This window comes from Haliea sp. E1-2-M8 (assembly GCF_030649675.1).
GTDB lineage: Bacteria > Pseudomonadota > Gammaproteobacteria > Pseudomonadales > Halieaceae > Haliea.
In genome coordinates, this window is sequence record NZ_JAUTDR010000010.1 from 123,769 (window position 1) to 140,072 (window position 16,304).

A 16,304-nucleotide genomic window follows, 5' to 3' on the forward strand; every position below is an offset into this window, starting at 1 on the left:
ATTCATTCTAGCGCAGTCCGGAGCGCACAGCCCGGTAAGCTCTACAACAAGTGGACAATAGGGAGCGACAGCGTCGGTTGTACTCCTCTATCACTCATTCAGGGTATTTGCCCCCGACGAACTGCGGTTAGGCTATTCTACTTGCAAATAACAGGAGTACTGCCCATGACCTTGCCCGTGACGCCGCTTACCCACCGTCCTCCCCTGCGCGCCCAGGATATCTATGACCGGGTGCTGGCGCTGGGCGACCTGTTCCGTCGCAACGCCTCCGAGGCGCGCAAGATCCGCAAGGTGCCCCAGGACAATATCGACGCCCTGCAGGAGGCCGGGTTTTTCCTGGCCCTGCAACCGCGGCGCTGGGGCGGGCACGAGGTGGACCCCCAGGACTTCTTTCGCATGCACCTGGCCATTGCCGAGAACTGCATGTCCACGGCCTGGGCGTCGGGGATTATTGCCGTACACGCCTTCCAGCTTGCTTTGATGGACGAACGTGCGCAGCAGGATGTCTGGGGCGAGGACATTCATACCCGGATCTCGTCCTCTTATGCGCCGCTGGGCAAGGTGACCGAAGTGGAGGGCGGCTTCCGCCTGGGTGGACGCTGGGGCTGGAGCTCGGGCTCCGACCATTGCACCTGGGTGTTCCTCGGCGCCATCTGCCCCGACGGCGGCTTCCGCAGCTTCCTGGTCCCGCGCGGCGATTACGAGATCGTCGACACCTGGCATGCCATGGGCCTGCAGGGCACCGGCTCCAACGATATCGTGGTCAACGATGCCTTTGTCCCCGACTATCGTACCCACAAGGCCGAGGACGGCTTCCTGGGCACCAACCCCGGCGTCACCGCGGACAGCGCGCCGCTGTACCGCCTGCCCTGGGCGCAGCTGTTCGTGCGGGTGGTGTCTACCCCGGCGATCGGCGCCGCGCGGGAAGCCCTGGACCTCTACCGCCAACTGGTGGTGGGCAAGGCCAGCGGCGATGCGACCAAGCTCGCCGGTGATACCGCACCTCAGGAACGCATAGCCGCCGCCATCACCAGCATCGATGAGATGGAGGCAATCCTGTTTCGCAATTTCGACCGCATGATGGCCCAGGTCACCTCAGGTGAGGAAGTGCCGGTCCTGGAGCGGATCAAGTATCGCTACCAGGCCTCACTGGTGATCGAGCGCTGCATGGCGGTGGTCGACAGCCTGTTTTCCTCCGCCGGCGGTGGCTCGGTATTCCTGGGCAGCGAGATCCAGCAGCGGTTCCTGGATATTCACACGGGCCGGGCCCACGTGGCCAACAACCCCACGGCATTCGCCCGTAACCTGGGCTCGGTGCTGCTGGGCAACGAGAGCAAGGACTTCTTCGTCTAGCAGCCTGTCGGTCCGACAGGCTGCTAGCTCCACCAGGGTTACCGCCGGCGGCGCTATCCCGTACAATGGCGGGCTTTCAGAAGACCTCTCCTGGAGCTCGCCCCAGCATGCTGATTTTGCGCGGTGCCCCGGCGCTGTCCCCGTTCCGGCGGGACAAGCTGGCACACAAACTGTCCGCTATTGATCCCAAGATCCGGCTTCTGCACTGTGAATTCGTGCACTTCGCCCAGATCGACGAAGCCCTCGGCGAAGAGCGCCAGGGCCTACTGCGGCAGTTGCTGCATTACGGCCCTGCCGCCGGGAGCGAGCAGTCCGCTGTGGATACGGGCAGCGCCGAACTGCTGCTGGTGGTGCCGCGCCCGGGCACCATCTCCCCCTGGTCCAGCAAGGCCACCGATATCGCCCACAACTGCGGATTGCGGGAAGTGCGTCGCCTGGAGCGGGGCACGGCCTGGTACCTGGAGTTGCCTCAGGGCTTGACGGAAGCGGCGCGCGGGCAGGTGACCGCGGCCCTGCACGACCGCATGACCGAGGCCGTGCTGCCCTCCCTGGATGCCGCGAGTGCACTGTTCCGGGTTCAGGAACCGGCGCCTATGGCCACGGTGGATATCCTCGGCGGTGGCCGCGATGCGCTGGTAGCGGCGGATGCCAACCTCGGCCTGGCCCTGGCCGAGGACGAGGTCGACTACCTGGTGCAGGCGTTTAACGGCCTCGGGCGCAACCCCAGCGACGTCGAGCTGATGATGTTCGCCCAGGCCAATTCCGAGCACTGCCGGCACAAGATCTTCAACGCCAGCTGGACCATCGATGGCGTGGCCCAGGACAAGTCCCTGTTCGGCATGATCCGCAATACCCACGAGTGCGGCGGTGAGAATGTCCTCTCCGCCTATTCTGACAACGCAGCCGTTGTCGCCGGCCACCACGCCGGCCGCTTCTTCCCCGACCCGGAGACCGCGGAGTACGACTTTTCCCAGGAACCCATCCACCTGCTGATGAAGGTGGAGACCCACAACCACCCCACAGCCATTGCGCCATTTCCGGGCGCCGGCACCGGCGCCGGCGGCGAAATACGCGACGAGGGCGCAGTCGGGCGCGGCTCCAAGCCCAAAGTCGGCCTCAGCGGGTTCTCTGTGTCCAATTTGCAGATCCCGGGCTATGTCCAGCCCTGGGAGTCGGACTACGGCAAACCTGCGCGCATCGTGTCGGCGCTGGAGATCATGCTCGAGGGGCCGATCGGCGGCGCCGCCTTCAACAACGAGTTTGGGCGCCCGAACCTGTGTGGCTACTTCCGCAGTTTTGAACTGGATGCGCCGGGCGCGGATGGCGTTGAGCGCCGCGGCTACCACAAGCCGATCATGATCGCCGGCGGTTACGGCAATATCCGCGAGGAACATGTGGAGAAGGGTGAGTTCGCTCCCGGCGCCAAGCTGATTGTCCTGGGCGGCCCCGCGATGTTGATAGGCCTCGGCGGCGGCGCCGCCTCCTCCATGGCCAGCGGTGCCAGCGCCGAGGATCTGGACTTCGCCTCGGTGCAGCGCCAGAACCCGGAAATGGAGCGCCGCTGCCAGGAGGTCATCGACCGCTGCTGGCAGCTGGGTGAACGCAACCCCATTGCCTTTATTCACGACGTCGGTGCCGGCGGTCTCTCCAACGCGCTGCCGGAGCTGGTCAAGGACGGCGGCCGCGGCGGCCGTTTCGCCCTGCGCAACGTCCCCAACGACGAGCCCGGCATGGCGCCGCTGGCGATCTGGTGCAACGAGTCCCAGGAGCGCTATGTACTGGCGGTGGAGCCGGAGCACCTTGCGGGCTTCGAAGCTATCTGCGCCCGTGAGCGCTGCCCCTTTGCGGTGGTGGGGGAGGCCACGGCGGAGCCGCACCTGACTCTGGCGGACAGCCATTTCGGCAACGCCCCGGTGGACCTGCCGATGTCCATCCTGTTCGGCAAGCCGCCGAAAATGCAGCGCGATGTGCGGCGAGTGCCGGTGAGCCTGCCGCCGCTGGCGCTGGAATTGCCGCTGGCCGAGGCGGTCGAGCGGGTGCTGCAGCTGCCGGCGGTGGCCAGCAAGCAGTTCCTGATCACGATCGGCGATCGTACGGTAACCGGCATGGTCGCCCGGGACCAGATGGTGGGCCCCTGGCAGGTGCCGGTCGCTGATTGCGCGGTCACCACCGTGTCCTACGACAGCAATGCCGGTGAAGCCATGGCGATGGGCGAGCGCAGCCCGCTGGCACTGGTCAGCGGGCCCGCTTCCGGCCGCATGGCGGTGGCCGAGGCGATCACCAATATTTGCGCCGCACCCATTGCGGCCCTGCAGGACATCAAGCTGTCCGCCAACTGGATGTGCGCCGCCGGTCACGGCCGCGAGGACGAGGTGCTGTTCGACACCGTGCGCGCGGTGGGGATGGAGTTCTGCCCGGCCCTGGGGATCACTATTCCGGTGGGCAAGGATTCCATGTCCATGCGCACTACCTGGCGCGAACAGGGGGCACAGCGGGCGGTAACGGCGCCGGTGTCGCTGGTGGTCTCCGCCTTTGCCCCGGTGACGGATGTGCGGCTGGCAGTTACTCCGCAGCCGCAATTACAGGAGGGTGCCGAACTGTGGCTGCTGGATCTCGGCCGCGGTGCCGGGCGCCTTGGCGGCTCGGCCCTGGCGCAGGTTTGTGGCCAGGTGGGCGACAGCGTGCCCGACATTGAGCATCCGGAAGACCTGGTGGCGTTCTTCACCCTGCTGCAGGAACTGCTGCAGGCGGGTACGCTGCTGGCCTACCACGACCGTTCTGACGGTGGCCTGCTGGTAACCGCGCTGGAAATGGCCTTCGCCGGCCGCTGCGGCCTGCACCTGGACCTGCCCAACCTGGCAGCCAGTCCCCTGCAGCAACTGTTTGCGGAGGAAGCGGGCGCCGTGCTGCAGGTGGCCGCTGCAGACGTGCCGGCCCTGCGCAGCCGGGCGCAGGAGCTGGGGCTGGCGGCCTGTCTGCACCCACTCGGCCGTGCCGTGGCTGGTGACGAGGTGACCATCAGCGCCGCCGGCTCACCCCTGCTGCGGGACCGCCGCAGCCGCCTGCAGTCGCTGTGGGCACGTACCAGCTACGAGATCGCTGCGCTGCGGGACAATCCGGACTGCGCCGCCGAGGAATACCAGCGCGTGCAGGCTGCGGACCCCGGCCTCTCGGCCCGGCTCGGATTCGATCCGCAGGAGGATGTGGCCGCTCCCTATATCGCCACCGGCGCCCGGCCCCGGGTAGCCGTGTTGCGGGAGCAGGGCGTGAACGGTCATGTAGAAATGGCGGCGGCCTTCCACCGCGCGGGCTTTACCGCGGTGGATGTACACATGAGTGACCTGCATGCCGGTACCCGCACCCTGGCGGAGTTCAAGGGTCTGGTGGCCTGCGGCGGTTTTTCCTACGGGGATGTGTTGGGTGCCGGCGAGGGCTGGGCCAAGAGCATTCTCTTCAACCCGGCCCTGCGCGACCAGTTCAGCGCCTTCTTTGCCCGCGATGACAGTTTTACCCTGGGGGTGTGCAACGGTTGCCAGATGGTCTCCACCCTGCGCGAACTCATTCCGGGGGCGGAGCACTGGCCGCGCTTCGTGCGCAACCGTTCCGAGCAGTTCGAGGCCCGGCTGGCGCTGGTGCGGATCGAGCAGAGCCCGTCCATCCTGCTCGCGGACATGGCCGGTTCGCACCTGCCGATCGCGGTTGCCCACGGCGAGGGGCGGGCGGAGTTTGCCGTTGCCGGGTCCCAGGCGGCCTGCGAGAGCAGCGGCAGCGTGGCCCTGCGCTACCTGGAGAACGACCTGTCCGTGGCCGAGCGCTACCCTGCGAATCCGAACGGCTCGCCGGCTGGTATTGCCGGACTCAGCAGTCGGGACGGCCGCGCCACTATCATGATGCCGCACCCGGAGCGCGTGTACCGGACGGTGCAGCACTCCTGGGCCCCGGCGGAGTGGGGCGAGGACGGCCCCTGGCTGCGCCTGTTCCGCAACGCACGGCGCTGGGTGGGTTAGTGTCCTGTCACCCTACTTGTGACCCCCCTCGTATTCCTTATAATGGCGGACTTTTCATTCCCGGCAGCGCCGTACCCGTAGGCGCGGCTGCCGAGGCCCGGTCTCCTGGCAGAGCAAAACTATGCTGAACAAATATCCATTGTGGAAATATGTCCTGGTGCTGATGGTGTTGGCCACGGGCCTCCTGTACGCCTCACCCAATCTCTATGCACCGGATCCGGCGCTGCAGATTACCGGGGAGAGCAGTGCCCAGGTCATTGATCAGCAGACCCTGTCCCGGGCAACCGCCGCCCTGACGGAGGCCGGCATCGAGCACTTCGGTGAGCTCATCGACCCGAACGGGCGCAATGCCCTGGTGCGCCTGCAGAATGCCGACGAACAGCTGGTGGCCCAGGCCCGGGTGCAGCGCGCACTGGGCGACGGCTTCATCGTGGCGCTGAATCTGGCACCGACCACCCCGGACTGGCTCAGCAGTCTCGGTGGCCAGCCCATGAAGCTGGGTCTGGACCTGAGCGGCGGCGTGCATTTCAAGCTGGAAGTGGACATTGATGCGGCCATGGAGCGGCGCCAGGAATACTATGCCACCGCCATTCGCCGCGCCCTGCGCGAAGACCGTATCCGCGGTATCGTCGACGCCGATGCCGCGGGCCGCATCGTCGCCCGCCTGCGGACCGAGGCCGACCGCGAACAGACCCGGGATCTGGTGGTGGAAAATCATCCGGAACTGACCCTGGAGCGCGGCGGCTCCGGCGACAACTGGACCCTGACCGCGGCCATGACCGAGCAGATGCGCACGGAAATTGCCAACTATGCGGTGACCCAGAACCTGACCACCCTGCGCAACCGGGTCAACGAACTTGGGGTCTCCGAGCCGCTGGTCCAGCGCCAGGGCCAGAACCGCATTGTGGTGGAGCTGCCGGGTATTCAGGACACCGCGGAGGCCAAACGTATCCTCGGCACCGTGGCCAACCTGGAGTTCCGCCTGGTCGCCAACCTGGACGCGCCGGAATCCGAGAAGCAGCGGTTCGAGTATCGCAGCGAAGACCGCGCCGGCTCGTTCGAATGGCTGGAGCGGGAGATCATCATCACCGGCGAGCGGGTCTCCAATGCCCAGGCCAGTTTCGACGAGAACGGTCGCCCCAATGTGCAGATCAGCCTCGATAGCGAGGGTGGCACCCTGATGTCGCGGGCCACCCGCGACAACGTCAAGCGCCGCATGGGGGTGCTGTTCATCGAGCGCAAGTACCGCACCCGCTACGAGATGCAGGAAGACGGCAGTGAAAAGGCGGTACAGATTCCCTACGACGAGCGCAAGCTGCTCACCGCACCGGTGATCCAGTCCGCCCTGGGTGCCCAGTTCCAGATCACCGGCCTCGACAGCCCGCTGGAAGCTACCGAGCTGGCCCTGATGCTGCGCGCCGGCGCCCTGGCGGCGCCCATCACTTTCGTCGAAGAGCGCACCGTGGGGCCGTCCCTGGGGGCCGAGAATATCCGCCTCGGGGTGAAATCCGTGCAGTTCGGCCTCGCCCTGGTGGTGATCTTCATGATCCTGTACTACCGGGTCTTCGGGATTATCGCGGTGGTGGCGCTGAGTGCCAACCTGGTGCTGCTGGTGGCGTTCATGTCGCTGATCGGGGCGACTCTGACGCTGCCCGGCATCGCCGGCATCGTGCTCACGGTGGGCATGGCGGTGGATGCCAACGTACTGATTTTCTCCCGCATACGGGAGGAGTTGCGCGACGGCCGCTCACCGCAGATGGCGATCCACTCGGGCTATGACGCGGCCCTCTCCACCATTCTGGACGCCAACATCACCACCCTTATTGTGGCGGTTATCCTGTATGCCGTGGGCACCGGCCCGGTCAAGGGCTTCGCCGTCACCCTGTCGGTAGGCATCGTGACCTCCATGTTTACCGCCATAATCGGCACTCGCGCCCTGGTCAATCTGTTCTACGGCGGGCGCAAGGTGAGAACCCTGTCCATCGGGGGAGTGAAATCATGAAAATCATCAACTTCATGGGCCAGCGCAAGCTTGCGCTGGCCCTGTCCACGATTTTATTGGTCATTGCCATCGCTTCCCTGGCGACCCGCCAGCTCAACTGGGGCCTGGACTTTACCGGTGGCACCCTGGTGGAAGTGAACTACAGCCAGTCCGCGAACCTGGGTGAAATTCGCGGCCTGCTCAATTCGAGTGACTACGCGGGCGCGATTGTGGTGAGCTTCGGCAGCGACCGCGATGTCATGATCCGTCTGCCCCAGGGCCACGCCGACACCGAGGGCACGGCGCTGGTGCGCCTGCTGGAGGACAACTTCGACGGTGTCGTCGAGCTGCGCAGGATCGAATTCGTGGGGCCCCAGGTGGGCGAGGAACTGCGGGAGCAGGGCGGACTGGCCATGCTGATGGCGCTGGGCATGGTGATGCTGTATATCGGCTTCCGCTTCCAGTTCAAATTCGCCGTCGGCGCTGTCGCCGCCCTGATTCACGACGTCCTCATCACCCTGGGCTTTTTCTCCCTTATCGGCCTTGAGTTCGACCTCACCGTGCTCGCTGCCCTGCTGGCGGTGATCGGCTACTCCCTCAACGACACCATCGTCGTCTCCGACCGCATCCGCGAGAACTTCCGCAAGCTGCGCAAGGCCGACTCGATCGAAGTCATCAACATCTCCCTCTCCGAAACCCTGGGCCGCACCATGGTCACCTCGCTGACCACGTTGCTGGTGCTGGTTTGCCTGGCTCTGTTCGGCGGCGAAATGATCAACGGCTTCGCCAACGCGCTGCTGGTGGGCGTCGTGGTCGGTACCTACTCATCCATCTATGTCGCTGCCAATGTCCTGGTGCTGATGGGCGTGAGCAAGGAAGACCTCATGCTGCCGGTCAAGGAAGGCGCCGAGCAAGAAGACCTGATGCCGTAACGGGGACCATCCCCCGCTCAATTACTTCCGGACGCAGGGCTTCAGTAGCAGGTGATGAAGGCCGGATTGACGGGAGCTACGTAGCGGGGCCGCGGTGCGGGTCCGGCCACTGCCAGTCAGGACTCGCCGCAAGTACATCCATGTAGGCTCGTATCGCCTGGGCGGCCCCGCGCATCCATGCGCTCAACGGTCCCGACTGGCAGCGGCCGGCCCCACGCCGCTTCTGGTGCCCGTACCTTCCGAGCATGTCATTCGCTGGTCTGCCCGCTTTGCTGTATGTGCCATATCGACGACGCGTGCAGACGTCCAGTTGGCTCCGAAGGTAGGTCTTCAGCGGCAGAGCAGGCAGAGCGGGACTGTGTGAGACATGGATGTCGAGCACAAGCCCCCATGGACGGGTTTACGGCGTGTCCCGATCTGCCTGCTCTGGTGCTGAAGACCGGATTCACGCGAAGAATCTAGCTTCCCAGCAGCGGCTTGGTGACCTGCAGGACAGCCTTGAAGCACTTGGGATTGCCGCAGACGATATTGCCCGAGGTCATGTAGTTTTCCGAGGCATTGATGTCGGAGACCATGCCGCCGGCCTCTTTCACCAGCAGCGCGCCCGCGGCCATGTCCCAGGGGGCGAGGCCGATTTCCCAGAACGCGTCGAGGCGCCCGGCGGCGACGTAGGCGAGGTCCAGGGAGGCGGCGCCGGCGCGGCGGATGCCGGCGACCTGGCCGGCGAGGATTTCAAGGGTCTTGCTGTAGGCGGGGAGGCGGTCGTCGCAGTGGTCCTTGAACGGGATGCCGGTGCCGAGCAGAGCGCCGTCGAGACTGGTTCGGCTGCTGACCCGGATGCGACGGCCGTTGAGCTGGGCGCCGCGACCGCGGGAGGCGGTGAATTCCTCGCGTCGCACCGGGTCGAGGACCACGCCGTGCTCCAGCTTGCCCTTGTACAGGCAGGCGATGGAAACGGCGTAGTGGGGGATGCCGCGGAGGAAGTTGGTGGTGCCGTCCAGGGGGTCGATGACCCAGCGGTAGTCGGCGTTTTCGTCGCCGCTGAGGCCGGTCTCCTCGCCCAGGATTGCGTGCTCGGGGAAGGCCTTGCGCAGGTGGTAGATGATCTCGCGCTCGGCATTGCGGTCGACGTCGGAGACGAAGTCGTTGACGTTCTTCTCCTGTACGTCGATGCGGTCGAGCTCATCGGAGGCGCGGACAATCTGCTCGCCGGCCTTGCGCGCGGCGCGCAGTGCGATGTTGACCATCGGTTCCATAACGGTGTCCTGGGAAGGCGTTTTCGGGCGCGGGATTATAACAGTAGATCTCGCCTTGATCATACCGGCAATCTGCTACACTTGCCGGCTTTTGCTGGAGGGCGCGGCGCGCGCAGGAACCGGGGATGAATCTCGACAATATCCGCATTGTACTGGTCAACACCTCCCATCCGGGCAATATCGGAGGCGTCGCCCGGGCGATGAAAAACATGGGCCTTTCGCGCCTGACGCTGGTCGCGCCGCGGCAATTCCCGGACGAGCAGGCCGACTGGCGCGCCGCCGGTGCGCTTGACCTGCTGCAGCAGGCGACAGTTTGCGCGACACTCGATGAGGCCATTGCCGACTGCCAGTATGTAGTGGGCACCAGCGCGCGCGAAAGGCGCATCCCCTGGCCGTTGCTGGATCCGCGCCGCTGCGCGGAGGAAATGGCGCGCCGCTCAGGCCGGGAGCAGGTCGCGGTGCTGTTCGGGCGCGAGGACCGTGGGCTGACCAACGACGAGCTGCAGCGCTGCAACCTGCACCTGCACATCCCCTCGGATCCGCACTACAGCTCCCTCAACCTGGCCATGGCGGTGCAGATTGTCTGCTATGAGCTGCGCATGCTGCAGCTGGGGGACACTCTGCCGGCCGCGGCGGAGGATGAGTGGGATGCGCCCTTCAGCACCGCGGCGGGCATGGAGCGGTTCTACCAGCATCTGGAAGAAACCCTGGTGGGGATCGGCTTTCTCGACCCCGCGGCCCCGCGCCAGCTGATGGCCCGGTTGCGGCGCCTGTACGGGCGCGTGCGGCTCGACGAAATGGAGCTCAACATCCTGCGCGGGATCCTCACCGAGACGCAGAAGTTCGCGCCAGCGAGCGATCGCGTCCCGGACAATCGCGTCCCGGACAATCGCGTCCCGGACGATGGCGTCCCCGACGATGGCGTCCCCGACTAGCGCGCCCCGGGCTGGGCGCCCCGGGCTACGCGCCCCGGGCTACGCGCCCCGGGCTGGGCGCCCCCAACCATAGTTGATCAATTTGGTTGGTTATTGCATACTGCCGCCTTTCCACCAACGGGTATTGCCATGCGGCTGACCACCAAGGGACGCTATGCTGTTACCGCGATGCTGGACCTGGCGCTGCACGGCGGCGGGGGCCCGGTAAGTCTCGCGGAAATTTCCGGTCGGCAGGACATCTCCCTGTCCTACCTGGAGCAGCTGTTTGCGCGTCTGCGGCGGCGCCAGCTGGTGAGCAGCGTGCGCGGTCCGGGCGGTGGTTATCGGCTCGGGCGCAGCTGCGACGATATTTTTGTTGCCCAGATCATTGACGCGGTAGACGAGGCGGTGGACGCCACCGGCTGCGGCGGCAAGGCGGACTGCCAGCAGGGTGAAGTGTGTCTGACGCACCACCTGTGGCAGGATCTCAGCGACCAGATTCACGGCTTCCTCAGCCAGATCAGCCTGGCCACCCTGGTGGAGCGGCGGGAAGTGCGTCACGTGTCGTCCCGCCAGGATGCCCGTTCGCGCATCAACCAGGATGGCCTGGTTGCCCTGCGGGAACTCTGAGCGTCCGGCCGCGGCCGGCCCCTGACCCATGCAAAAGCCTGTTTATCTCGACTATCTCGCTTCCACCCCGGTTGATCCGCGGGTCGCGGCCGCCATGGCGGAATGCCTGACCCTGGACGGTAATTTCGGCAACCCGGCGTCCCGTTCCCATATCTACGGTTGGCGGGCTGAAGAAGCGGTGGAGCAGGCGCGACGCGAACTGGCCGACCTGATCAACGCCGACCCGCGGGAAATTGTCTGGACTTCCGGGGCCACCGAGGCCGACAACCTGGCGCTCAAGGGTGCCGCCGGTTTCTACCGCGATCGCGGCTGTCACATTGTCACCTCGAAGATCGAGCACAAAGCGGTATTGGATACCTGTGCCTGGCTTGAGCGGCAGGGCTGGGAGGTCAGCTGGCTGGACCCGGACCGGGACGGCCTGGTCTCGGCCGCCAGCGTAGCCGCGGCGCTGCGGCCGGATACCCTGCTGGTGAGCGTGATGCACGTCAACAATGAGCTCGGCACCATCAACGACATCGCCGCCATCGGTGCGGTGGTTCGTGATGCCGGCGCCCTGTTCCACGTGGATGCGGCCCAGAGCGTGGGCAAGATCCCGGTCGATCTGGCACAGTTGCCGGTGGACCTGCTGTCCATTTCCGCGCACAAGTTCTACGGCCCCAAGGGCATCGGCGCCCTCTACGTGCGGCGTCAGCCCCGGGTGCAGCTGGAAGCGCAGATCCACGGCGGCGGCCATGAGCGCGGTATGCGCTCGGGCACCCTCGCCACCCACCAGATCGTGGGAATGGGCGAGGCAGCCCGGCTGGCCCGGGAGGAGATGGCGGCGGAGAGCACCCGCTTGCTGGCCCTGCGCCAGCGCCTCTGGCAGGGCCTGGCCGGGATCTCCGGACTGCACCTGAACGGGCACCCGGAGGCCCGCGTGGCGGGCGCGCTGAATGTCAGTGTCGAGGGAGTGGACGGTGAGACCCTGCTGCTGTCCCTGCGCGAGTTGGCCCTGTCCAGCGGTTCTGCCTGCAACTCCGAGAGCATTGAGCCGTCCTATGTCCTGCGCGCTATCGGCGTTCCCGATGCCCTGGCCCACAGCGCCCTGCGCATGTGCTGTGGCCGTTTTACCACCGAGGAAGACGTCGACCGCGCTGTCGCCCACCTCGAAGCGGTCATACCCGCCCTGCGCCAGCGCGTTTAGCGGATGAAACCCGGCAGTAAAGCCCGTATAATTGCGCGGCTTTTACCCGGGGGCCGACGGCCCCTGATTTTTTTGTTTTTTGTGGAGATAGTTGCATGGCTGTTGAGCGTACCCTGTCCATTATCAAGCCGGATGCCGTTGCCAAGAACGTCATCGGCCAGATCTACTCGCGTTTCGAAGGCGCTGGCCTGGAAGTGGTCGCGGCGAAGATGCTGCGCCTGAGCGAAGACCTGGCCGGCGGTTTTTATGCCGAGCACCGGGAGCGCCCCTTCTTCCCCGCCCTGATCGAGTTCATGACCTCCGGCCCGGTCCTGGTGCAGGTGCTGGAAGGCGAGAACGCCATTGCCAAAAATCGCGAACTGATGGGTGCTACCAACCCGAAGGACGCCGACCCCGGCACGATCCGCGCCGACTTCGCCGAGTCCATTGACGCCAACGCCGTGCATGGCTCTGACTCGCCGGCTTCCGCCGAACGCGAGATTGCCTATTTCTTCGCCGCCAGCGACCTCTGCGGTCGCGGCTGAGCGAGCGGACCCCGCCATGACCGCCCCGCTGATTGCCACCACTGCCGTCCATTCCCGGGTCAACCTCCTGGGCATGACGCAACCGCAGCTGGAACAGTTCTTCCTTGACCTGGGGGAGAAGAAGTTCCGTGCCCAGCAGGTGATGAAGTGGATCCACCACGGCGGGGTCACCGATATTGGCGCCATGTCCAACCTGGGCAAGGCGCTGCGGGAAAAGCTGCTGCAGATCGCCGAAGTGCGGCCGCCGGAAATTGTCAGCCAGCACGACTCCACCGACGGCACCCGCAAGTGGGCGGTGCGGGTGGCAGGTGGCGGGCTGGTGGAAGCGGTGCTGATTCCCGAGGGCACCCGGGCCACGCTCTGCGTGTCGTCGCAGGTGGGCTGCAGTCTGGATTGCAGTTTCTGTTCCACCGGCAAGCAGGGTTTCATGCGCGATCTGACCGCGGCCGAGATCGTCGGCCAGGTGTGGCTGGCGATAAAATCTTACGACGCCTTTCAATCGGGCAACGGCCGGGTGGTCACCAATGTGGTGATGATGGGCATGGGCGAACCGCTGATGAACTTCGACAACGTGGTCGCGGCCATGGACCTTATGCTGTCGGACCTGGGCTACGGCATTTCCAAGCGGCGGGTCACCCTGAGCACCTCCGGCGTGGTGCCGGCGCTGGACCGGCTGGCGGAACTCAGCGAAGTGTCCCTGGCGATCTCGCTGCATGCGCCCAACGATGCCCTGCGCAGCCAGCTGGTGCCGATCAATCGCAAGTACCCGATTGCCGAGCTGTTGCGCAGTGCACGCCAATACATAGATGCCCAGGCCGACAGCAAGCGCGTGGTTACAGTGGAGTACACCCTGATTGCCGGGGTCAATGACCAGCCGGACCAGGCTCGCGAGCTGGCGCTGCTGTTGAAAGATTTTCCGTGCAAGATCAACCTCATTCCCTTCAACAGTTTTCCCGGCTCGGAGTACCGCCGTCCCAGCGGCAACGCCGTGTCGCGGTTCTGGCAAGTGCTGGTGGATGCCGGCTATATTGTCACCGTCCGCACCACCCGTGGGGACGACATCGACGCGGCCTGCGGGCAACTGGTGGGCCAGGTGGTCGACCGCACGCGTCGCAGTGAGCGCCACCGTGCAGCGGGCCAGGCCCGGGAGGTAGAGGCAGGGTGACTATTTCGGCTGTGGCTATCGGCAGGCAGGGGCGCAGGGCCCTGCTGCTACTGGTTGTTCTGTGTACCGGCTGCGTGACCACCACCGACAACGTGTTTACCACACCCCCAGCTCCGCAGGAGGCGCTGGAGCGGCGGGTGGCGCTGGCGCGGCAATATATCGGCCAACGCGACTGGGACAACGCCAAGCGCAATCTGGCCCAGGCGGTGGCTATCGACGATAGCAACGCGGAAGTGCACGAGGCCTTCGCCCTGGTATACCAGAGCACCGGCGAGAAAGAGCTGGCGGAGGAGAGCTTTGAGAAGGCGATCCGGCTGGACCGCAATTTCTCCCGTGCGCGCAACAACTTTGCGGCCTTTCTGTATTCCGAGCAGCGCTACGCTGACGCCGAGAAGCAGTTGGAGCAGGTGGTCAAGGACACGCTGTACACCGGGCGAACGATGGCGTTTGTGAACCTGGGCCTGTGCCGGCAGCAGCTGGACAAACCGGCGGCGGCGGAGGAGGCCTTCAGGCGCGCGCTGGCGATGGATCGCGCCAACTCCATCGCGCTGTTGGAACTGGCCCAGCTGCGCTTTGAGGCGGGCGACCATGCGGAAGCCAACCGGCACTACGGTACCTACCGGACCGCGGTCAGGCCCCAGTCCGCCCGCGCCCTGTGGCTTGGTATCCGTTTGGCCCGGGCAATGGATGATCGCGATGCTGAAAGCAGCTACGCACTGGCTTTAGGCAGCCTTTACCCCGAATCCCCGGAATTCCGGGATTACCAGCGGACGCAACGCAATGGGCAGTAAAGAAGTATTTGCTGAAACGCCCGCCCGGGTTTCACCCGGTGCGATGCTGCAGGCAGCCCGGGAGGCTCGGGGGCTCACCGCCCTGAACGTGGCCGAGCGCCTGTTCTGGCTGCCGGAGTATGTGGCGTTCATCGAGCGCGACGAGTTTGAGCGCCTGCGCCGGCCAGCCTTCGCCCGCGGCTACGTCCGCGCCTACGCCCGCATGCTGGGGCTGGATGAGGCTCTGGTGTTGGCCGGCTTTGACGAGGTCAGGCCGCTGCCCGCAGTGCCATCAGCCAGAGCGCGCAGCGCGCGCCCGCTGCCCCTGCAGCGCACCGGGGTCGGCATTATTTTCGGTCTGGGAGTGCTGGCGCTGCTGGTGCTGGGCCTGTGGTGGGCGCAGTCCGGGCAGGCGGTCGCCGGTCCCGTTTACGGAGGTTGAGGTATGCACAAGCCATCTCCCATAACCCGACGCCGCAGCCGCCAGATCATGGTCGGCTCGGTGCCCGTCGGCGGCGACGCGCCGATCAGCGTCCAGAGCATGACCAACACCGAAACCTGTGACGTAGCGGCAACGGTCGCGCAGGTTCAGGCCATCCAGGATGCCGGCGCCGACATCGTGCGTATTTCCGTGCCCAGCATGGATGCCGCGGAGGCCTTCCGCGAGATCCGCGCCCGGGTCACTGTGCCGCTGGTAGCAGACATTCATTTCGACCACAAGATTGCGCTCAAGGTGGCGGAATACGGTGTCGACTGCCTGCGCATCAACCCCGGCAACATCGGCAACGACAAGAAAGTGCGGGCCGTGATCGACTGCGCCCGGGACAAGGGCATACCCATCCGCATTGGGGTCAACGCCGGCTCCCTGGGCAAGGACCTGCAGCGCAAGTACGGCGAACCCACCGCGGAAGCGCTGGTGGAGTCCGCGCTGCACCACGTGGATATCCTCGACCGCTTCAACTACCCCGAGTTCAAGGTCAGTGTGAAGGCCTCCGACGTGTTCATGGCGGTAGCTGCCTACCGCCTGCTGGCAAAGCAGATCGAGCAGCCGCTGCATCTCGGCATTACCGAGGCCGGCGGCTTGCGCGGCGGTACCGTGAAGTCGGCGGTGGGCCTGGGCATGCTGTTGATGGACGGCATTGGCGATACCATTCGCATCTCGCTGGCGGCAGACCCGGTGGAGGAAGTGAAGGTCGGCTTCGAGATCCTCAAAAGCCTGAAGCTGCGCGCCAACGGAATCAACTTTATTGCCTGCCCCAGCTGCTCGCGGCAGAATTTCGATGTGATTGCGACCATGAACATGCTCGAACAACGCCTGGAGGACATCCGTACGCCGATGGATGTGGCGGTGATTGGTTGCATCGTCAATGGCCCCGGCGAAGCGCGCGAGGCCGACGTGGGCCTCACCGGCGCCAGCCCCAGCAACCTTATTTATATCAATGGCGAGCCCGATCACAAGGTCAGCAACCAGGGCTTTGTCGACCACCTGGAGCAGGTTATCCGCCAGCGCGCGCTGCAGCTGGAGCAGGAACGGGCCGCCGAGGACGCCAGGCTGATCGCCCGGTCACCGGCCTGACCGCATGATGTCG

Annotated in this window: 13 protein-coding genes; 12 read left to right on the plus strand and 1 reads right to left on the minus strand. The window is 65.6% G+C overall.

Going from position 1 to position 16,304, the window contains the following annotated elements; genetic code table 11:
* Positions 1 to 165 precede the first annotated feature (165 nt).
* From Q6D67_RS10390 to secF, 4 genes are all read left to right on the plus strand, one after another.
* A complete protein-coding gene (locus Q6D67_RS10390; protein ID WP_304705541.1) occupies positions 166 to 1,353 on the plus strand; it encodes a flavin-dependent monooxygenase in 1,188 nt (395 codons plus the stop codon).
* A gap of 107 nt (positions 1,354 to 1,460) precedes the next feature.
* Positions 1,461 to 5,360, plus strand: coding sequence for a phosphoribosylformylglycinamidine synthase (purL, locus tag Q6D67_RS10395; protein ID WP_304705542.1), 3,900 nt, complete (start codon positions 1,461 to 1,463; stop codon positions 5,358 to 5,360).
* Between the two features lie 121 nt (positions 5,361 to 5,481).
* On the plus strand, positions 5,482 to 7,362 hold the full coding sequence (gene secD / locus Q6D67_RS10400) for a protein translocase subunit SecD (protein WP_304705543.1): 1,881 nt from the start codon (positions 5,482 to 5,484) through the stop codon (positions 7,360 to 7,362).
* The gene (secF, locus tag Q6D67_RS10405) at positions 7,359 to 8,273 is read left to right on the plus strand and encodes a protein translocase subunit SecF (protein WP_304705544.1); all 915 of its coding nucleotides are present in this window, start codon (positions 7,359 to 7,361) and stop codon (positions 8,271 to 8,273) included. The genes secD and secF overlap by 4 nt, the downstream gene beginning before the upstream one ends.
* Before the next feature lie 458 nt (positions 8,274 to 8,731).
* Here secF and Q6D67_RS10410 read toward each other — a convergent pair whose 3' ends face one another.
* Complete coding sequence (locus Q6D67_RS10410) at positions 8,732 to 9,529, minus strand: inositol monophosphatase family protein (RefSeq protein WP_304705545.1); 798 nt, start codon at positions 9,527 to 9,529, stop codon at positions 8,732 to 8,734.
* Between the two features lie 125 nt (positions 9,530 to 9,654).
* On the opposite strand from Q6D67_RS10410, the gene trmJ reads away from it, so the two are divergent.
* The 8 genes from trmJ to ispG all read left to right on the plus strand — a co-directional run bounded on the left by trmJ (position 9,655) and on the right by ispG (position 16,291).
* On the plus strand, positions 9,655 to 10,464 hold the full coding sequence (gene trmJ / locus Q6D67_RS10415) for a tRNA (cytosine(32)/uridine(32)-2'-O)-methyltransferase TrmJ (protein ID WP_304705546.1): 810 nt from the start codon (positions 9,655 to 9,657) through the stop codon (positions 10,462 to 10,464).
* 129 nt (positions 10,465 to 10,593) lie between these two features.
* A complete protein-coding gene (gene iscR / locus Q6D67_RS10420; RefSeq protein WP_304705547.1) occupies positions 10,594 to 11,073 on the plus strand; it encodes a Fe-S cluster assembly transcriptional regulator IscR in 480 nt (159 codons plus the stop codon).
* A gap of 28 nt (positions 11,074 to 11,101) precedes the next feature.
* On the plus strand, positions 11,102 to 12,256 hold the full coding sequence (locus Q6D67_RS10425) for an IscS subfamily cysteine desulfurase (RefSeq protein ID WP_370551944.1): 1,155 nt from the start codon (positions 11,102 to 11,104) through the stop codon (positions 12,254 to 12,256).
* A gap of 95 nt (positions 12,257 to 12,351) precedes the next feature.
* A complete protein-coding gene (ndk, locus tag Q6D67_RS10430; RefSeq protein ID WP_304705548.1) occupies positions 12,352 to 12,780 on the plus strand; it encodes a nucleoside-diphosphate kinase in 429 nt (142 codons plus the stop codon).
* Positions 12,781 to 12,796: 16 nt separating this feature from the next.
* Entirely contained in the window at positions 12,797 to 13,945 is a 1,149-nt protein-coding gene (rlmN, locus tag Q6D67_RS10435; RefSeq protein WP_304705549.1) for a 23S rRNA (adenine(2503)-C(2))-methyltransferase RlmN, read from the plus strand.
* On the plus strand, positions 13,942 to 14,736 hold the full coding sequence (gene pilW, locus Q6D67_RS10440; protein WP_304705550.1) for a type IV pilus biogenesis/stability protein PilW: 795 nt from the start codon (positions 13,942 to 13,944) through the stop codon (positions 14,734 to 14,736). Before rlmN ends, pilW begins: the two co-directional genes overlap by 4 nt.
* Positions 14,726 to 15,157, plus strand: coding sequence for a RodZ family helix-turn-helix domain-containing protein (locus Q6D67_RS10445; RefSeq protein ID WP_304705551.1), 432 nt, complete (start codon positions 14,726 to 14,728; stop codon positions 15,155 to 15,157). Before pilW ends, Q6D67_RS10445 begins: the two co-directional genes overlap by 11 nt.
* Before the next feature lie 3 nt (positions 15,158 to 15,160).
* Entirely contained in the window at positions 15,161 to 16,291 is a 1,131-nt protein-coding gene (ispG, locus tag Q6D67_RS10450; protein ID WP_304705552.1) for a flavodoxin-dependent (E)-4-hydroxy-3-methylbut-2-enyl-diphosphate synthase, read from the plus strand.
* Positions 16,292 to 16,304: the final 13 nt, after the last annotated feature.